12 protein-coding genes are annotated in these 18,158 nt (G+C 60.9%); 4 read left to right on the top strand and 8 right to left on the bottom strand.

What is annotated here, in order from left to right; translation table 11 throughout:
• Positions 1-19 precede the first annotated feature (19 nt).
• From Q0J85_RS05295 to Q0J85_RS05260, 8 genes are all read right to left on the bottom strand, one after another.
• Entirely contained in the window at positions 20-421 is a 402-nt protein-coding gene (locus Q0J85_RS05295; protein WP_294478918.1) for a secondary thiamine-phosphate synthase enzyme YjbQ, read from the bottom strand.
• A 21-nt stretch (positions 422-442) separates the two neighbouring features.
• Positions 443-1,288, bottom strand: coding sequence for a hypothetical protein (locus Q0J85_RS05290; RefSeq protein ID WP_294478917.1), 846 nt, complete (start codon positions 1,286-1,288; stop codon positions 443-445).
• A gap of 109 nt (positions 1,289-1,397) precedes the next feature.
• Complete coding sequence (locus Q0J85_RS05285) at positions 1,398-3,227, bottom strand: hypothetical protein (protein ID WP_294478916.1); 1,830 nt, start codon at positions 3,225-3,227, stop codon at positions 1,398-1,400.
• 60 nt (positions 3,228-3,287) lie between these two features.
• Positions 3,288-4,640, bottom strand: coding sequence for a radical SAM protein (locus Q0J85_RS05280; RefSeq protein ID WP_294478915.1), 1,353 nt, complete (start codon positions 4,638-4,640; stop codon positions 3,288-3,290).
• A 135-nt stretch (positions 4,641-4,775) separates the two neighbouring features.
• Positions 4,776-8,039: a hypothetical protein gene (locus Q0J85_RS05275; RefSeq protein WP_294478914.1), complete on the bottom strand. Its 3,264-nt coding sequence runs from the start codon at positions 8,037-8,039 to the stop codon at positions 4,776-4,778.
• A complete protein-coding gene (locus Q0J85_RS05270) occupies positions 8,039-8,749 on the bottom strand; it encodes a type II secretion system protein (RefSeq protein WP_294478913.1) in 711 nt (236 codons plus the stop codon). Before Q0J85_RS05270 ends, Q0J85_RS05275 begins: the two co-directional genes overlap by 1 nt.
• 38 nt (positions 8,750-8,787) lie before the next feature.
• Positions 8,788-9,867 carry a GntR family transcriptional regulator gene (locus Q0J85_RS05265; protein ID WP_294478911.1) on the bottom strand — a complete coding sequence of 360 codons (1,080 nt, stop codon included), beginning with the start codon at positions 9,865-9,867 and terminating at the stop codon, positions 8,788-8,790.
• A gap of 318 nt (positions 9,868-10,185) precedes the next feature.
• Positions 10,186-11,103, bottom strand: coding sequence for an NAD-dependent epimerase/dehydratase family protein (locus Q0J85_RS05260; RefSeq protein WP_273304978.1), 918 nt, complete (start codon positions 11,101-11,103; stop codon positions 10,186-10,188).
• Positions 11,104-11,378: 275 nt separating this feature from the next.
• Here Q0J85_RS05260 and nifJ point away from each other — a divergent pair, with 275 nt between their 5' ends.
• From nifJ to Q0J85_RS05240, 4 genes are all read left to right on the top strand, one after another.
• Positions 11,379-14,909, top strand: a complete 3,531-nt coding sequence (nifJ, locus tag Q0J85_RS05255; protein WP_294478905.1) for a pyruvate:ferredoxin (flavodoxin) oxidoreductase — start codon at positions 11,379-11,381, stop codon at positions 14,907-14,909.
• Positions 14,910-15,076: 167 nt separating this feature from the next.
• Positions 15,077-15,616 (top strand): RimK/LysX family protein, encoded by a 540-nt coding sequence (locus Q0J85_RS05250; protein WP_294478904.1) that lies wholly within the window; start codon positions 15,077-15,079, stop codon positions 15,614-15,616.
• A 15-nt stretch (positions 15,617-15,631) separates the two neighbouring features.
• Positions 15,632-17,158 carry a 7TM domain-containing protein gene (locus tag Q0J85_RS05245; protein ID WP_294478903.1) on the top strand — a complete coding sequence of 509 codons (1,527 nt, stop codon included), beginning with the start codon at positions 15,632-15,634 and terminating at the stop codon, positions 17,156-17,158.
• On the top strand, positions 17,155-18,123 hold the full coding sequence (locus tag Q0J85_RS05240; protein ID WP_294478902.1) for an alpha-L-glutamate ligase-like protein: 969 nt from the start codon (positions 17,155-17,157) through the stop codon (positions 18,121-18,123). The genes Q0J85_RS05245 and Q0J85_RS05240 overlap by 4 nt, the downstream gene beginning before the upstream one ends.
• Positions 18,124-18,158 lie beyond the last annotated feature (35 nt).

The raw sequence follows: 18,158 nt of genomic DNA, 5'->3' as shown, positions 1-18,158 counted from the left end.
CCGGCGGCAGAGGCGTTGTTTATTCAAATGCTTCCTGAAAGCAGACTTCGACTTTCCGCGTGCGCGGCCCGTCGAATTCGCACAGATAAATTCCCTGCCACGTGCCGAGGAGCAGTTCGCCGTTCCGCACCGGAACGGTCAGCGAAAAGCCCATGAGTGAAGCCTTCAAGTGCGCGTCGCTGTTCCCCTCCATGTGGCGGTAGAAACTCTCGTCGTGCGGAATGAGCGCGGCGAGTTTCGCGAGCAGGTCGTGTTTCACATCGGGGTCGGCGTTCTCGTTCACGGTCAGCGCCGCGGTGGTGTGCAGACTGTGCAGATGGCAGATTCCGCACTTCAATTCCGCGGGTACGAGGCGCGCGACCATGCTGCTGATGTCGATGAGTTCGCAGCGGCTGCGGGTCGTGATGGTGAGTCGAGGCATGATGTTTGTTCCCTGAATCGGTTATGATTCTTCTTTCATGGCGTTGATGACCTTCTGCATCGAACGGTAGACGGCGAAACCGGTCTGCGGCTTGAGCGTCTGCAGCTTTGAAAAATTGAACGCCGATCCGTCGCGCGCGGCCCGGGCGATCGAGAGCAGTTCGGCCATGACCTCCGAGGTCATCCCGGCCCGCTCGAACGCCTGAAGCATCGGCGGGGGAATCTCATGCGTACTTTCGATCCGGCAGAAGATTTCGAGGATTCGCTTTGAAACATCGTAATGAATTCCGGCGGAGGCCATTTCGCGTGCCGCCGAGTTCAGAACGCCGTCGGGGATTTCGGCATAGCGATATCCCGTATCGACATCTGCCTCCGGGGTTTTCACGGTCTCGCGCTTCGGTCGCCGCGGCTTGAGTTCGTAGAGCGGTTCTTCCGGTTCCGGCGGGCGCGGGCGCTTCTGATCCGCGACCCGGCCGGGAGCCCACGGACGGGGCAGGGGGTGCGACGGGTCGGGCGTCGGCTGAATGATCGGCGTGTCGGGCTCCGGCGCGATGGGGCGCGGTTTCGGCGACGAGCTCACTTTCTCTGCCGGAGTCTCTGTTCCGGACGGCTGCGGTTCCGGCAGATCGGGTCTGACGGCGTCCGGCTCCGGTTCGCCGAGGCGCGGCTTCTTCGCCGTGACTTGGACCGGAGCGTCGCCGAGAGTCGGCATCGGCGGCAGCGTCGGATGTTTCGCGTCGGGCATCTCGGGGCGATAGTAGTCTCCGCCGAGGTCGCGCCGCCGCGTCATCGCCGCCAGAATGAGCACGAGCAGGAAAATCAGAAAAAAGAATCCCCCGATGGCGGCCAGAACCATCCATTGTGCCATGCGCTCCCCCCCTTTCTCCGGAATGCTCCGCTCCCCGTGTTTTCGGAATACAATACCCCGAAACGGTCGAAAAGCAAGAGCCCTGCCGGGAAAAATCGTGGATTTCCCGTCAATAATCCGGCTTGCTCCCGGTGGTGATCGTGTGTTTCCCGTTGCGGTAGGAGAGCGTGAACCCGTCCGGTGTCCGGGTGTAGGGGAACGCTTCGCCGGTTTCCGGATCGAGCGGCAGCGCGGGCAGCAGTTCGGGGACGAGCGCTTCGAGCCTCTCCGGATAATTCCCCGTCTGCGAACGGTAGAGCTTCAGCGCGAGCAGCGTCGGGAACAGGGTGCGGGCGACTTTCTCCCGTTTGAGGCAGGACAGAGCGTGTTCCGGGAGGTGTCCGGATTGTTCCGTCCCGCCGATTTTCGCTGCGGCGCGGAGCTCCGCGATCAGCGGCTGTGCCGCGACCCGGTCGCGCACCTGATCCGATATCAGCGAGATGACGAAGATCCTCTGGAAAAACGGCAGCGGCTGGTTGTGGAACGGATAGTCGAGCTCTTTCGGCCACCGGAGCGCCTTTTGAAGATAATTCGCCAGAAATTCCATCTCATCCGAAACCGTGTAATCGGCGTTGCGGAAGTAGTCGAGACAACGGCGGTACTCCTCCGCGTACTGCGGTCCGTCCGGTCCGAGCTGGACGATATTTTTTGCCAGCATGCTGTCGAGGGCAATGCGCACGAGTCCGCTGAGCGCGAGCTTCGGCGCGGAATCGAGCGTTCGCCCCACCTCCTGTTCGAGCCGCAGGAACGGCAGAATCCGGTCATGCTTCCCCTGCCAGTGATAGACCGCCGCGGTGCCGCCGAGCTGGCGCGCCGCGCTGCGCAGCGTGTTCAGCATGGGGAGAAAACCCGGCAGGTCATACTTTTCCGGGAAGAAGCTGTTGTGCGGCTTCAGTGCCGCCGCCGCCGCGAAATACGCTTTCGCCTCCGGGGAGTCGAGCTCCGCCGCGGTCATGCTCCGCATTTCCGGCGTGACCGGGGAGTCCGGCGCGGTCCAGGAGTGGATCGATTCCAGCGGCAGTTCGATCCGCGGCTCGTGTTTGTCGCAGTGCTGATACCACGCTTCCGAATTCCGGAGCAGCGTCTGGAGCGCTTCGGCTCCGGCCGGATCGTATGGATGCTGGAACTCGAACGTGCGGCCCGTCTGTTTCGCAAGTTCGAGCGCTCCGTTCGCGCGGAGGAGCGTCACCCCGCAGGCGCCGCCGAAGAGCAGGAACGAACCCGCCGTCCCGACGGCGAAGTCGCGCAGCGCCCGCAGCGGCGTATTGCGCTCTCCGCGCCGCCGGAGAATCACGACCCAGCCGGCGAGCAGCGGGATCGCCGGGAGAAAACCGCAGCAGTAGGCGAGCCCGGGCCGGATGTACAGCAGCGTTTCCGGGACGGGCAGCGCCAGCGCGATCGCCGCCGAAAGTCCGCTGAGCGCCGGGGCGGTGAACAGCCATACGAGAAAGCCCGCGAGCAGCGAACGCCCGGTGGTTTTTCCGATCGCGCGCCCCGCCAGGCCCGACAGATAGAAGTAGAGCGTGATTGCCAGGAGGCAGCCGATGTAGACCAGGTGATAAAGCCGCAGGAACTCTCCATATCCCTCCAGGGTGCAAAGCAAACGGTAATCGTTCGGGACATGGGTACACCAGATTCCGAGCCCGATGGCGAGGATCACCGGCGGAAGAAGTGCGGCAAGACATTTCGCCGTGCTCCGCTCCGGCGCCTCCCGGGAGAAGAATACGCCGAACACCCACGCCGCGACTCCGAGCCCGGGAATGAGAAGATTGGTACGGACGTTCAGGGACGGATTCCACACGGGGAGCAGGATGACCACCGCCACCAGCGGCGCAAGGCCGATGATCGCCGGAACGAGATTGCGTTTCCAGACGTTGAGGATCTCTTTGAGAAACTTCATTTCCTGTTTCCTTTCGCTCTTTCCTGTTTTGCGATTTGGAACAATCTGTCGAATCCGGGGTTAAAGGTCGAGCACTTTCTCGAGCAGCCGGGAGGCGGGCGCGAGGCGATGGAGGCGGATCAGCAGATTCCAGAGCGGATCGACCTTCTTCCAGGCGGCGGAGTAACCCGCGTGGCGCAGCGCTTTCCCGAATGACGGCTGGTGCGAGGCGCCGCGCAGAATGTTGCGCCAGCGGTAGAACTCCCGGTAGCTCCGCCAGTAGCCCGCTTCGAGTTCTTCCGGCGTCAGGTGGTCGTGACGGATCACCGCGTGGCGTGTATCGTAACGCTCCCAGTCGCGATGCAGCAGCCGTCTTTCCCGTTCCATCGCCCGGAAGAACGGCGTGCCGGGGTAGGGGGTCGCGAGATGGAACGTCGCGCTCTCGATCCCGGTCGAAACCGCCCATTCGACCGTCCGGTCGAAGACGTCCGCGCGGTCCGCGGGGAGCCCGAAGACGAAACTCGCGTTGACCATGATCCCGTGCGCGTGAAGCCGCCGGACGGTTTCGGCGTATTCGTCGATGCGGTTGATCGTCTTGTGACACGCCGCGAGCGACTCCGGATTCAGCGACTCGAAGCCGATGAAGAGACTGCGCAGACCCGCCTCCGCCGCCGCCTCGAGCAGCGCGTCATTTTGCAGCGAGCGGACCGTCGCCGCCCCCTGAAAGAGCCGCCGCATGCCGCGCATCCCCGCGAAGAGTTCGCGGACAAAGCGTTCCGACCCGAAGAGGTTGTCGTCGAGAAAGAACAAGTGACGCCCCGGCAGCGACTCGATCTCCGCGAGCGCCCGGTCGACCGGCGCGGTGTAGAACTGCCGCCCGCCCGCGAAGAAGTTCCGCGTGTAGCAGAAGTCGCAGCTCTGCGGACAGCCGCGCGAGACGACGATCGAGTTCGGCGCAAGGTAGTTCCGGCGCTTGATGAGGTCGCGGCGGACTGGCGGGACGGTTTCGAGCGTCCGGACCTGATCGGCATAGATTTTCCGGGTGTTCCGGCGGCGGAAGTCGCGCAGAAACTCCGGCCATGCCGCGTGGGCGGGGCCGAGCACGACAGCGTCGGCATGCCGCAGCGCCTCTTCCGGCAGCGAGGTCGGATGAAGTCCCCCCATCACGACGAAGATCCCGCGCGCGCGGTAACGGTCCGCCATCGCGTAGGCGCGGTGCGCGCTCGTGATATAGACCTCGATCGCCACGAGATCGGGCTCGCCGTCCTCCGGAACCGGTTCGACATGCTGGTCGTAGAGTTCAATCTCGTCGTCCGGCTCGAGATACCCTGCGAGCGTCGCAAGTCCGAGCGGAGGGAAGAGCGCGTATTTGATCGGGCGGAAGAGTCCTCTTTCCGCCTCTGCCAGCGCCGGGAGAATGAACCTGACCCGCATCCTCTTCTCCGTTGTGGTGGATATCGATGGTGAATCTTTTTTTCGATACTATGCCACGGCAGTGCGGTTTGTCAAGTCGGGAAGAAAAAAAGGACGGATTTTTCTTTCTCCGTCCTTTCCCGTTGTCGTTGCGGATTATTGTTCCGCAAGTTCAAAGTAGAGTGCCGGTCCCTCCGGCAGTGCGGCGGTGTCGACCTCGAGAACCTGCGTGCCGTCCGGCTTCCGGACGACCGGCAGCTCCGAGCGCCGTTCGCCGTTCATCGCAAGCGCCCAGGCGCGCAGCGGTTTTTCGCTCTTCCGGCGCAGCGTGATCCGGAACTTGCCGGTCTCGACCAGAATCGCGGGGTTGTTCGTTGCGGCGAAGTCGAGACAGTGCTCCATCGTCTCGTCCTCGAACACCATCCCCTCGTGGAGCGCGTTCGTCACATAGACCGCGAGCAGCCGCTTCGCCTCGGCGACGGGGCGCATGCCGTCCATCGCCGCGAGCGAGAGCGAACCCGGCGTCGTCAGATTTTCCAGCACGGCTGCCTTGAGTTCCGCCCGTCCGCCCGCGAGCGAGCACATCCCCTGAAACCGTTCCGTATCGATGGTCATGTACGAGCGTTTCGCATCGAGAAACAGCTCTCCGGTGGAGGACTCCAGCACATTCCGGTTGCGGCTGCGGTTGCCGGGCGGGAGGATTCCGAGCTTTCGGAGCTGTGCGAGCGTTTCGGCGAAGCGCGCGCTGTCACTGGTGGACTCCTCTGCGACGGTCGACTCCCATTCGCGATAGAGCAGTTTCCCGCCGACCCGCAGCGGCAGCGCCAGCTCTCCGGGCGGCAGCGGCGTGCCCTCTTTCGCAACTCCGAGGCGGACCGCCGGGGCGAGTGCCGAGAGGTCGCCCGTCACGGGTTTGTTCCAGGCGCGCGCCTCCTCGATCCCGCGCTCCGTGAAGAGCAGCGTCACGCCGCGCTTCCCCTCGGAGACGTCGCCGCGCGCGAACATCAGCGCCGCCGTCGTCATCGAGGCGCGGGCGACCGGATCCTCGAACGGCATCCACGTGAAGATGAAATTTCCCCGTTTCGAGTGGATCGTGTGGTTGTGCCGCATGATCCCGTCGTACCCCTGAAACGCCGCGAATGCCGCGAACGAAAAACTCTCCTCGTACCGGCAGCGGTTGCAGAACACCGTCGCATACTCGTTCAGGAAGAACGGTCTGCCGGTGATCCGGCTCCCCGCGTTGTAGCGCGCCTGCGTCGCGCCGGAAGCGAGGTCGCTGGACATGTTCTGCCGCGACGGACGACGCGGATCTCCGCCGGTATGGGCGTGATACGTGTGCATCGTGACGAGGTCGGCCCCGGTGCGCAGATTGTTGTAGTGCATGGACTTGGTCATGTCCCACAAGGTCGTGATTCCGCAGTATCCCATTTGGCGGAGTTCCTGTTTGTACCAGGCGTAGAGTTCCCGCCATTTCTTCGTGATGAAGCGGTTGACCTGGACGCCCTCTTCGGTCGGAGAGTCCCATGTTTTGCGCGAGAACATCGGCGCATCGGGATCTCCGAGGAAGCTCCGGAACTCCGGCAGCGCCTTGTCCCAGCTGTAATTTTTCTGCCCGGCTCCTCCCCGGATGAATGCGAACTCCTGCTCGTTGAAACAGGTGACGACCGCCAGAAGCGGATCTTCCGCGAGTGGAAGATCCGTGTACGGATTGCGGTGCGTGAGGAACGCGCCGACGCCGATCCGCCAGTTGTCGCGCGCGGATTCATCGAAGAGGATGTTGAACTTCATGAAGAGTTCAGCTCCTTTTTTCATGCTTTCGCTGGTCCAGCTGCGGACGCCGTTGTATCCGCAGTCGCTGAGCATCGCGTTCAGCATGATGTAGATGCCGTTCTCTTTGCAGCGGAAGAGGAAGTAGTCGATCCGGTCGAGCATCTCCGGATCGAGATCCGCTCTGCCGTTCTCCACCCGGATCGTCTGTGCCGGGATGTCCAGTTTGTACATGTTGCAGCCGCCGCGGCGCAGTTCGAGGACGAATTCATCGATGTCCTCCTTGCTGCCGAATCCGCTTTCGGCGAGGAGGATCCCGCCCGGACGCATCGGCTCCGGATCGATCTCGGCGGAGCTCGTCGCGAAGAAACGGGCGGGCGTCTCCGGCGCATCCTCGTAGGCGAGGTGTCCCGTCGCGTTCACAATGACCCGGCGGTCGGCACGCCGCGGCACGAGAAACGAGAGATCCAGGACCGAACCGGGCACCACGCACGGCGAGGCGGTGCGTTCGAGCGCTTTCCACCGTCGGCCGGGTTCGATGCGCAGATTTTTCGCCTCGTTCCGGATCGTATACTCCCGGTCCGAGAGCGTGACGCCCGCGACGATCCAGACCGGATCAGTGCCGGGAGTGCGGAACTCCACGGAACGGATCTTCCCGATCGCGGGATCGATGTCGAACTTCGAGAGATAGAGTCCCGTGTTCGCGCCGCTGCCGTTCGGCCACTTCGTTGCGACCGCTCCGTTCGGAAGATCGCGCGGATTCCACATGTCCGCAAGTTCGCGGCCGCGGGAGACGGCGGTCTTCTGCGTTCCGTGTTCGCCGTGCAGGAGGATTTTCCCCTCCCACGCGACCTGCGGATTCTCCCAGGCCATCGTGTGGAGCACGTAGAGAAAACTGCGTTCTGCGTCACATTTCACCTCCGCCCCGACCGGTCCGGACGGAAAATGTCCGGCGGAACGGAACGTGATGACCGCTTTCCCGCCGTTTTTCCCCGGGTCGGCAATCCGGAACGGAACCGAGAGAAACTCGTTCTTCCGGAAGTCGAATCCCGCCGCGTCGTTGTTCGGCCCCTGATCGCTCCAGCCGCCTTTCCCGTCTCCCTCGACTTCGTCTCCGAACCCCATGTTCGCCGCGGAACCGAGGTCGATGAACACATCCTCTTTCGCGCATTCGCGGAACTTCACTCCCGCGATTTTGATCGTGCTTCCCGCCGGAACATTGCCGAGAAACAGCGACGGAACCCGGATCGTTTTCGCTTCGACTGACGTGGTGAAATCCAGTCGGAACAGCTGCCACTGCGGGGTCAGGGCGATGGTTTTATCCGCCCCGCCGCCGAGTGCGGGGTAGGGCGGTGCGTTGCCGATCGCCCGCACGGTGATTTTCGTCGGAACGGAACCGGCCGCCCGGAATTCGATCCGGCAGGCGGTGCCCGGTTTGACTTTGGTATCCGAGATGAAATTCAACTGGATCGCATTGGCTCCCGCGCCGGGTTTCCGGACGACGACGCCGAACCCCTCCTGCCCGTTCCTGCCGGCGGGCAGGCGGATCAGTTCCGCCTGTGCCCCGCTGGCGACGTAGAGCTGCGGTTCACTTCCGTGGGAGAGGGCTCCTGCCAGAGTCAGCAGGAGTGTCATGTATTGCAGGATTTTCATCAGTTCTGCGCCTTGCCGTCCCAGGTCCAGACATTGTCGTCGTAGGTTGCCGCGCGCAGCGGACTGGCCTTGTCATAGAACAGTTCCGCTCCGGTGATTGAGTCAGCCCTGCCAACATGACCAACCACATGACCGTCGGCGTAGACGACATTGACGGTTCTCCCATGCTGTGGATAGAGGACGCCGTTCCATGAAGAGTTTATTTCCGCCCAGTTTGACAGTTTGTAGTAACGGGCTTTCCAAGCAAACCAGTACGATTCTCCAAATATGAGAAATCGTGAAGCCTGCCGGACTTTGGTGATCTTCATTTTGCTCGAATTGTCGCCGCAGGCGAAGATATTCAGGCCGTAATTGCACCACTGCCAGAGCGCGATGTCACCGTCATATTTGCTTTTGAACAATCCCTGATAGTGTCCTGTGACTGGTACGGACGGGCAGGTCAGATTCTCCCAGGAGACATAGCCGCTTTTCAGGAAGAGACGGGGAAAATACTCCTTCCCGTCTGAGCAGTACGGCGTCCAGTCGTTGTAATCCTGCGTGTAAAAAGCGAATGCCTTCCCGAACTGGTGCAGATTGTTCTGGCAGCTCGCCGTGCGCGCTCTTTCCCGCGCCTGGTTCAATGCCGGCAGCAGCATCGAAGCGAGAATTCCGATAATTGCAATCACGACCAGAAGTTCGATCAATGTAAAATTGCGCCGTCTCTTTGTCATAACACTTTCTCCTGCGATAAGGGTTTGGGGTGATTGTTTCATATTCCTTTCAGATAAACCGTCAACGGAATTTTCCTGTGTTCGGCCGGAAGCTGATTTTCCCGGAAGTGCCGGGCGATCCGCTCTCCGATGGCGAAGCCGGTCTCTTCAAACGGAATCTCGATGCAGAGCCCCTGGTACTCCGAATGGATCGCATGGGTTTCCGCGATCAGCCGGCACTGTCCGATCGGGTCGATTCCGCTTTCATTCAACAATTTGCGGATGGTTCTGTAATGTTCGCCGTGTGCGTAAAGTGCGTCCGGGACGTCTTCCCGGAGACGTTCGGAGATTTCCCGGAAAACCTCAGGGCCTTTCCACGTGTAGGTCGTCACGTCGACTTTTTTACCCGCAGCCGCGTAGGCGGAGTTGATTCCCTCCAGCAGGAATGTCGTCACCGGATTCAGGAAGATGAAGTGAAGTTTGGAACGCCCCTCCGCGATCAGTCTCCTGCCGATTTCGACACCCGCTTTGCGGAAATCGAAACAAAAGCAGTCAATACCGGAGGTGCTGGCATCGAGATCCCCGTTGACCTGGAGGATGACTTTCAGCCCCGCTTCTTCGTGCAGACGCCGGATCAATTCGGCGCGCTCCGGGCCCATGTCCACGGCGACGAGTCCGTCGAGATACTGGTGCGAGATCTCCGCGAAAAGCGACTCTTCATCCGGTCCGGTCAGACTCAGCGTCCGGACGTTGCAGCCGTTTCGCGTGAGCGCCAGCCCGCTGTTCGCCATGAGACTCCAGACCTGGTAGGGATAGTAGAAGTATTTCCCGTCCCCCGCCAGCAGCCCGACCAGCGGCGGCATCTCTCCGAGTACCGGGATGAAATTCTGGATCTTCGTAAACGTTCCGATTCCGCGATGCCCCTCCAGAAATCCCTCTTCCACGAGATTCTTCAGCACCCGCGTGACCGTCGCGCGACCGACCCCGAACATAGCGGCAAGTTCGTTCGACCCCGGAATCAGCATCTTCTCATTCGGATGCCGGTAGATCAGATTCATGATGTAGTGCCGGATCTTCACGCTCTCGCGCAGCCGCGTCTTTGATTCCTGTTCCTGCATATTTTTTTTGATTTGAGACATTCGTGATACATTTGCTTTGTGATAAATTATACCGGAAAATCCCTCGAATGTCAATAGGCAAACGAATTTTTTCTTGAAAAAAAAGTTTTTTCCGGGGAATTCCCTCACTTTTCCGGGCGTCCGGGCGCTTTTTTCCGGGGAGTTTGCGGGGCGCGAGTCCGGGCTGCGACACCCGCCGCGGCAGAGGAGGGGAGTTGGCAGGGAGAGCTGCCGGGCCGGGCGTGCCCGTCGGTCAGCGGGGAGGGGGAAGCGGATACGCGCCTCCCGCGGCCCGACAGAACATGACGGACCGGCGGCAGGCGCTGAGGAATCGGTTGGTTACTTTTTCAGGCTGCGGAAATACTCGACCGTGGCGGCCATTCCTTCGGCGAAGCTGTAAGACGGCTTGAAGCCGGTCGCTTTGAGTTTGTCCACCGCCGCCATCGAGTGCTTCACGTCGCCGGGGCGCTCGGGCAGATAGACGATCTCGGACTTTGACCCGGTCAGGCGGATGATCTCCTTTGCGAGGTCGTTGATCGTGATTCTGCCGCCGTAGGCGATGTTGTAGACGCCGGTGAAGTCGTGCGTCGCCATGAATGCGTTCGCGGCGACGATGTCTTTCACATAGATGAAGTCGCGCGTCTGTTCGCCGTCGCCGAAAATGGTCAGCGGTTCGTTCGCGACCGCTTTCGCCGTGAAGATCGGCACGGCGGCGGCGTAGGCGCTCTTCGGATCCTGGCGCGGGCCGAATACGTTGAAATAGCGCAGACAGGCGGTCTGAAGCCGACCGGTTTCCGTGAACATGCGGCAGTAGTATTCGCCGTCGAGCTTCGTGATCGCGTAAGGGCTCTTCGGTTCGGGGAACATCGTCTCGACTTTCGGCACGACCGGATTGTCGCCGTAAATCGCCGCGGAAGTCGAGAAGCAGAGCTTCTTTACGCCGGCGCGGGCCGCCTCTTCGAGCACGACCAGCATGCCGGTGTCGTTGATGTCGATACATTCGATGATTTTCGTCATCGACTCCGGAACGCTGATCATCGCGGCGAGATGGAAGACGTAGTCAACATCTTTCATCGCTTTCGCCACGACGGCGCGGTCGCGGATGTCGCCCTCGATGAATTCAACTTCAAGACCGTCGAGATTCTTCCGGAATCCGGAGCGCAGATTGTCCAGAATCCGCACGTCGGCCCGCCCCTGAAAATATTCCGCGATGTGGCTGCCGATGAATCCGGCTCCCCCGGTGATCAGAATGCGCATGATAATGCCTTTCCCGTGAATGTGGTTGTTGAGTTCTTTCCGTCTAATATAAACCGGGAAGAGGGTTTGCCAAATGGAGTTTTGCCGATTCATTATGGATTTTTCGGCAAATCTTCATCCTGCCGGACAGGATTCCTCCGGAAAATCGCGCGAAACGGTTTGCAAAAACGGCCGAACGGGTGTACATTGTGGTATTATTTGGATTTTGGAGTTGCAACCATTATTGTTTTGTAGAAGAAGCCAACTTTTACTCACCAATCAATCACGGAGGAATCATGGCTAAAAAAATGCAAACCATCGACGGGAACTACGCGGCGTCGTACGTTGCCTACGCATTCAGCGAGGTGGCGGCGATCTACCCGATCACCCCTTCCTCGACGATGGGAGAGTACGCCGACATCTGGGCCAGCCAGGGCCAGAAGAACATGTTCGGCCAGAAGCTCGAAGTCGTTGAAATGCAGTCCGAGGCCGGCGCTGCCGGCGCGGTGCACGGCTCTCTGTCGGCCGGCGCCCTGACCACGACCTACACGGCCAGCCAGGGGCTGCTGCTCATGATTCCGAACATGTACAAGATCGCCGGCGAGATGCTGCCGACCGTCTTCCACGTTTCGGCGCGCGCGCTTGCGGCGCAGTCGCTGTCGATCTTCGGCGACCACTCGGACGTGATGAGCTGCCGCGCGACCGGTTATGCGATGACCTCCGCCGCGTCGATCCAGGAGACGCACGACCTTGCGCTCGTGGCGCATCTGTCGACGCTCGAGAGCGAGATTCCGTTCCTCGCATTCTTCGACGGATTCCGCACCTCGCATGAATTCCAGAAAGTCGAGCTGCTCGACTACTCCGATATGAAAGCCATGCTCGACATGAAGTACGTCGAGCGTTTCCGCGACCGGGCGCTGCGTCCGGACAAACCCTATGCGAAGATGGCCGCCCAGAATCCGGACGTCTACTTCCAGGGCCGCGAAACCACCAACAAGCGCTACCAGGAGCTCCCCGGCATCGTCCAGAAGTACATGGACAAGGTCGCGGAAGTCACCGGCCGCAGCTATCACCTCTTCGACTACGTCGGCGCGCCTGATGCGGACAAGGTCATCGTCGCGATGGGATCCGCCTGCGAGACCATCGAGGAGGCGATCGGCTACCTGAACGCGAAGGGCCAGAAGCTCGGTCTGCTGAAAGTCCATCTGTTCCGGCCGTTCGCCGCCGACGTTTTCGCGAAAGCGATTCCGGCCAGCGCGAAGAAAGTCGCGGTTCTCGACCGCTGCAAGGAGCCCGGCAGCCTCGGCGAGCCGCTCTTCCTCGATGTCAAGGCCGCTCTCGCGGATCGCGACGTCACCGTCATCGGCGGACGTTACGGCCTCGCGAGCAAGGAGTTCACGCCGTCGATGGTGCTTGCGATCTACAAGCACATGGATGGGAAGAACACGCACAACTTCACCGTCGGCATCAACGACGACGTGACCGGGCTTTCGCTGCCGATCGACGAGACGATCGTCACGGAGCCGGCCGGCACGACCGCCTGCATGTTCTGGGGTCTCGGCGGCGACGGTACGGTCGGATCCAACAAGAACTCCGTGAAGATCATCGGCGACCACACCGACAAATATGTGCAGGCCTACTTCGTCTACGACTCGAAGAAGTCGGGCGGCATCACGGTTTCGCACCTGCGTTTCGGTGACAAGCCGATCACGAGCGAATACACGATCACCGCGCCGAACTTCGTCGCCTGCCACAATCCGGCGTACATCGGCCGTTACGACATGCTCGCCGGAATCGTCGATGGCGGCACGTTCCTCATCAACAGCGAACTTCCTGCGGACAAGGTGTTCGAGAGCTTCACCCGCGACATGCAGGAGACGATCGTCAAAAAGCATGTGAAGGTCTACACGATCGACGCTCTCAAGCTCGCGCTCGAGATCGGCAGCGCGAAGTATGTTTCGACCATCATGCAGACCTGCTTCTTCAAGCTTGCGAACATCATTCCGGCCGATGAGGCGATCAACTACATCAAGTCCGGAATCGAGAAGAAGTTCAAGAAGAAGGGCGACGACGTCGTCAAGCAGAACCAGATGTGCGTCGACCGCGCGCTGGCGATGCTGCAGGAGGTCGCAGTTCCGGCTTCGCTCGACGGCGTTGCCGCGTTTGAGGCGATCGAGACGATCACGCCGGAAATGGGTACGTTTGCGAACACGCTCATGAAGCCGATTCTCCACCAGAAAGGCGATGAGATTCCGGTTTCGGCGATGAGCTATGACGGTTCGATGCCGACCGCGACCTCTCAGTATGAGAAGCGCGGCATTGCGCCGAGCGTTCCGAAATGGGATTCCGCGAAGTGCATTCAGTGCAACCAGTGCGTGATGGCGTGTCCGCACGCCGCGATCCGCTCGAAGCTGATCGCTCCGGCCGATCTGGCCGGTGCTCCGGCCTCGTTCGAGACGGTCGACGCGAAGCCGCCGGTCAAGAAGGAGCTCGGACTCAAGTTCCGTATGCAGGTCTTTATTGAGGACTGCACGGGCTGCGGAGTCTGCGTTGAGACCTGCCCGGCCAAGGAGAAGGCGCTGGTCATGACTCACACGCCGAACGAGCGTGCCGCCGGACAGGATGCGAATGTCGAATTCTTCCTGTCGCTGCCGGACAACGTCATGGGCGGAACGAATGCCACGACCGTCAAGGGGTCGCAGTTCCTGCGTCCGTACTTCGAGTTCAGCGGCGCCTGCGCGGGCTGCGGCGAAACTCCGTATGTGAAGCTGGTCAGCCAGCTCTTCGGCAAGCGCATGATCGTCGCGAACGCGACGGGCTGCTCGTCGATCTACGGCGGTTCGTTCCCGTCGCTGCCGTACTGCAAGGACAAAGACGGCCGTGGTCCGGCCTGGGCGAACTCGCTCTTTGAGGACAATGCGGAATACGGCTTCGGCATGCGTCTCGCGGTCGATACGAACCGCCGGCAGCTGATGTCCTGCATTGAGAAGATCCGTGAACTCGGCGTCTGCTGCGACGACATGAAAGCGGCGCTCGACTACGCGGTCGAGAACTGGAAGAGCACCTCCGACGAGGCGATCGCGAACCAGGAGAAACTCGGCGAGCTGCTGAAGGTCGCGGTTGAGAAGTCCGAGGGCGAAAAGCGCGAAGTTTACGCGAAGATGCTCGAGCTCAAAGACTACTTCGTCGATAAGTCGGTCTGGATTCTCGGCGGTGACGGCTGGGCGTATGACATCGGTTTCGGCGGCCTCGATCACGTCGTGGCGCAGAATCGCAATGTGAACATCCTCGTGCTCGACACCGAGGTTTACTCGAACACCGGCGGCCAGGCTTCCAAGTCGACGCCGATCGGCGCGGTGGCGCTGTTCGCGAACAGCGGCAAGCGTCTGACCAAGAAGAATCTCGGCTTCATGTGCATGAGTTACGGCAACGTCTACGTCGCGTCGATCGCGATGGGCGCGAACCGTCAGCAGGCGCTGACTGCGATTCGCGAGGCGGAGGCGCACAATGGTCCGTCGATCATTCTCGCTTACGCTCCGTGTATCGCGCACGGCATCAACATGACCAGGAGCCAGACCGAGGCGAAGCGCGCGGTCGAAGCGGGTTACTGGCCGCTTTACCGCTACAACCCGGCCGAGGAGCAGCCGTTCAAGTGGGAGACGAAGGAGGCCACCGCGAGCTTCCAGGAGTTCATCCGCAGCGAGAACCGCTACAAGTCGCTGTTCAAGACCTCTCCGGCCGATGCCGAGGAGCTGCTCGCGAAAGCGGAGGCCGATGCGAAACGCCGCATGACCTTCTACAAGAACCTCGGCGAAATCATGAAGTAAGCCGAGCGATTGCTCAAGCAAGCCCGTCCCGGATTCGGGGCGGGCTTTTTTCGTCTGGAAACATTGCGGTTTTGTCATCGAGAAAACCGGATGGAAGTGTTGACAAACCGGCTCTTTCATAGTATGTTATAACTTATGTTTGCAAGGAAGAATGTGGAGAGGATGCAATGAAATTGATCTATCTGCTGCCGGTGGTCATCGGAGTCGTCGCCGTGCTGATCGCCGCAGGCTGCTGCCGTCGGGCAGGGGAGACGGAGAGAGCGCCGGAAGCGGCGGTCCCGGTGGCGACGACCGATCTGCCGCTCGGGATTATCGGCGAGACCGAGGTGATTCATCTGCCGGAGTTTTCCGTTCCATTCGAGGCGCGAATCGACACCGGGGCGACCACCAGCTCGATCGATGCGCGGGAGATCCGGACGTTTGAACGCGATGGAAAGAAGTGGGTTTCGTTTGTGATTGCGTCGCGAACCGGGAAGCAGACCCGCAAATACGAGCTGCCGGTGGTGCGAACCGTTCGCATCAAGCGTCACAATGCGGAGTCGATCGAACGGTTTTCCGTCATGATGACGTTCCGGATCGGCCATCTGACGCTGGAACGGGAGTTCACGTTGAGCGACCGCGCCAAATTTCAATATCCGGTCCTGATCGGCCGGAACGTCATCACTGGAATTGCCGCGGTCGATCCGTCCCGGCGCAATGTGCTTTAGGAGCTTGGCGCAGAGATGCCGGAATCGCAGTTTCATCGTCGTTCGTTGTATATTCTCGTCGCTCTTCTGGTCGTGGCGGCGCTTGCGGTCGCTGCCGTCAAGATTCATTTTTTCGGATTCAGTCTGAGCAACCAGGCGGAGTTCTTCTATCAGGTCGATTGCGCTGTTTCGTTCGATCCGGAGCCGGAGAAGCCGGTGCGGATCTCGATTGCGCTGCCGGAACCACCGGACGGCTGGGCATTCGGACTCGATCCCGGTACGCCGTTCCAGATCGAGGATGGGAACGGGCGGCGGCGCATGGTGCTGGAACTTGCTTCCCCCGTCCGGCAGAATCGGGCTTCGTGCCGTTTCCGGCTCGTTCCCGCCCCGTCCCGGCGGGCGCCACTTCCGGCAGCTCCGGAACAAGACGTGTCCGTCGTCGTTTCGGATGCTTCCCGGGCGGCGGCGAAAGCGATTCTGGACCGGGTGGATGCGGAGAAGAAACTTGCCCCTGCCGAACTGGTTCCCGCGCTGCTCGGGCAGCTTGGCGCCATGCCGCGCCGCGAGAAGCGGGCGCTGGTGCCTGTCTCCGCCGGGGATGAGACGGTCGAAGCGGCGATTCTGCTGCTCGAACTTCGCGGAATTCCCGCACGTGCCGTGCGCGGCATTTTGCTCGATCAGAAACGGTATCTGCAGCAGCCGGACAACTATCTCGATGTCTGGTACGGCGGGGCGTGGCACATTTTCCGGCCCGGCACGGGAACGGAAGAGACGCCCCGGGAGTTTCTGATTCTGCAGCGGAGCGATCGATCGCTCTATGAGATCGCCGGAGTGAAACGGTCGTCGATCGGCTATTCGGTGACGAAAGTTCCGGCCGGTGCGGAACGCCTGAACCAGATTCGGGCACAGATCCTCGAGAAGCGGGATCTCTCGGATTTTTCGCTCTTTTCGCTGCCGGCCTCGGAGCAGAATGCGTTCAAGCGACTTGCGCTGCTGCCGTTGGCGATTCTGCTGATCGTGCTGATCCGCAACATCGTCGGAATCCCGACGATGGGGACGTTCATGCCGGTGCTGATTGCGATGGCGTTCCTCGAGATGAAGCTGCTGCCGGGTCTGGTCAACTTCGTGCTGATCCTCACGGTCGGACTGCTGATCCGGGCGTGGCTCTCGAAATTGAATCTGCTGATGGTTCCGCGGATTTCGGCGGTGGTGGTCGTGGTGATTCTGCTCATGCAGCTCATCAGTGTGGCGGCAAATTTCCTGAATTTTCCGGAGTTCGTCGATGCGACTTTCTTCCCGATCATCATCATCGCCTGGACGATCGAGCGCGCGTCGACCACCTGGGAGGAGGATGGCGCGACGAACACGCTCAAACAGCTTGTCGCCAGCACCTGTGCGGCGGCGATCTGCTACTTCATTCTTTCGAGTGCGTATCTGCAATATGTGCTCTACACCTTTGCGGAATTGAATCTCATCATCCTCGGCGTGATTCTGCTGCTCGGGACCTACACCGGTTACCGGTTCACGGAACTCATGCGTTTTCAGCCGCTGGTGAAGAAATGAAACGGTTCAGGTTGTCGTTGCCGCGCATTGTTTCCCCGCGGAGTTTGCGCCGGGCCGGGGTGCTCGGGATGAACCAGCGCAATCACGCTTACATCATGCGCTACAATCGTCGCGCGGATTATCCGGATGTGGACGACAAGCTCCGGACCAAACAGCTTGCGATCCGGTACGGCGTAGCCACCGCCGAGTTGATCGGCAGCATCGAATCCCAGTACCAGGTCAGGAGTTTTCTCGACCTGGTGGCGAACGCGCCTGATTTCGTCATCAAGCCGGGGCATGGCAGCGGCGGGCGCGGTATCCTCGTCATCACGCACCATGACGGGGTGAAGTTTCACAAGCCGAACGGGGAAATCTGCGACTACGATTTCATCTATGAACACATTTCAAACATTCTTTCGGGACTTTACAGCCTCGGCGGGCAGGTTGATTATGCGCTGTTCGAGCGCTGCATCGACTTTTCGGATGTGTACAGCCGCTTCAGTTTCCAGGGCGTGCCGGATGTGCGGCTCATCGTATTCAAAGGGTATCCGGTCATGTCGATGATCCGGCTTGCGACGAAGGAGTCGGACGGGCGCGCGAATCTGCATCAGGGGGCGGTCGGCGTCGGCTTGAGCATCCGGGACGGACGGCCTCGTTTCGCCGCCTCTCACAACCGCGAGGTCACGCATCATCCTGATACGGGGGCGGCGTTCTCCGAGCTTGTGGTTCCGCACTGGGAGGAGCATCTGGAGCTCGCGGCCCGCTGTGCCGAGATGACACCGCTGGGATATTTCGGCGCGGACATCGCGACCGACCGCAAGCGCGGTCCGCTGCTGCTTGAACTCAATGCCCGGCCGGGGCTGGCGATTCAGATCGCGAACGGGCAGGGGCTGCTTTCGCGGCTTCAGCTCATCGAATCGCTGCCGCCGGGTGCGCATCCGACTCGCGCAGAAAAGATCGCGTTCGCGCGCGAACATTTCGATTGAGCGGATGCGTCGCCCCGGGGAAGCGATCGTTGTTG

It is taken from the genome of uncultured Victivallis sp., assembly GCA_944389935.1.
In the GTDB taxonomy this organism is placed as follows: Bacteria; Verrucomicrobiota; Lentisphaeria; order Victivallales; family Victivallaceae; genus Victivallis.
Note: the sequence above shows the minus strand (reverse complement) of the source record. Positions and strands in the feature narration are given on the sequence as shown.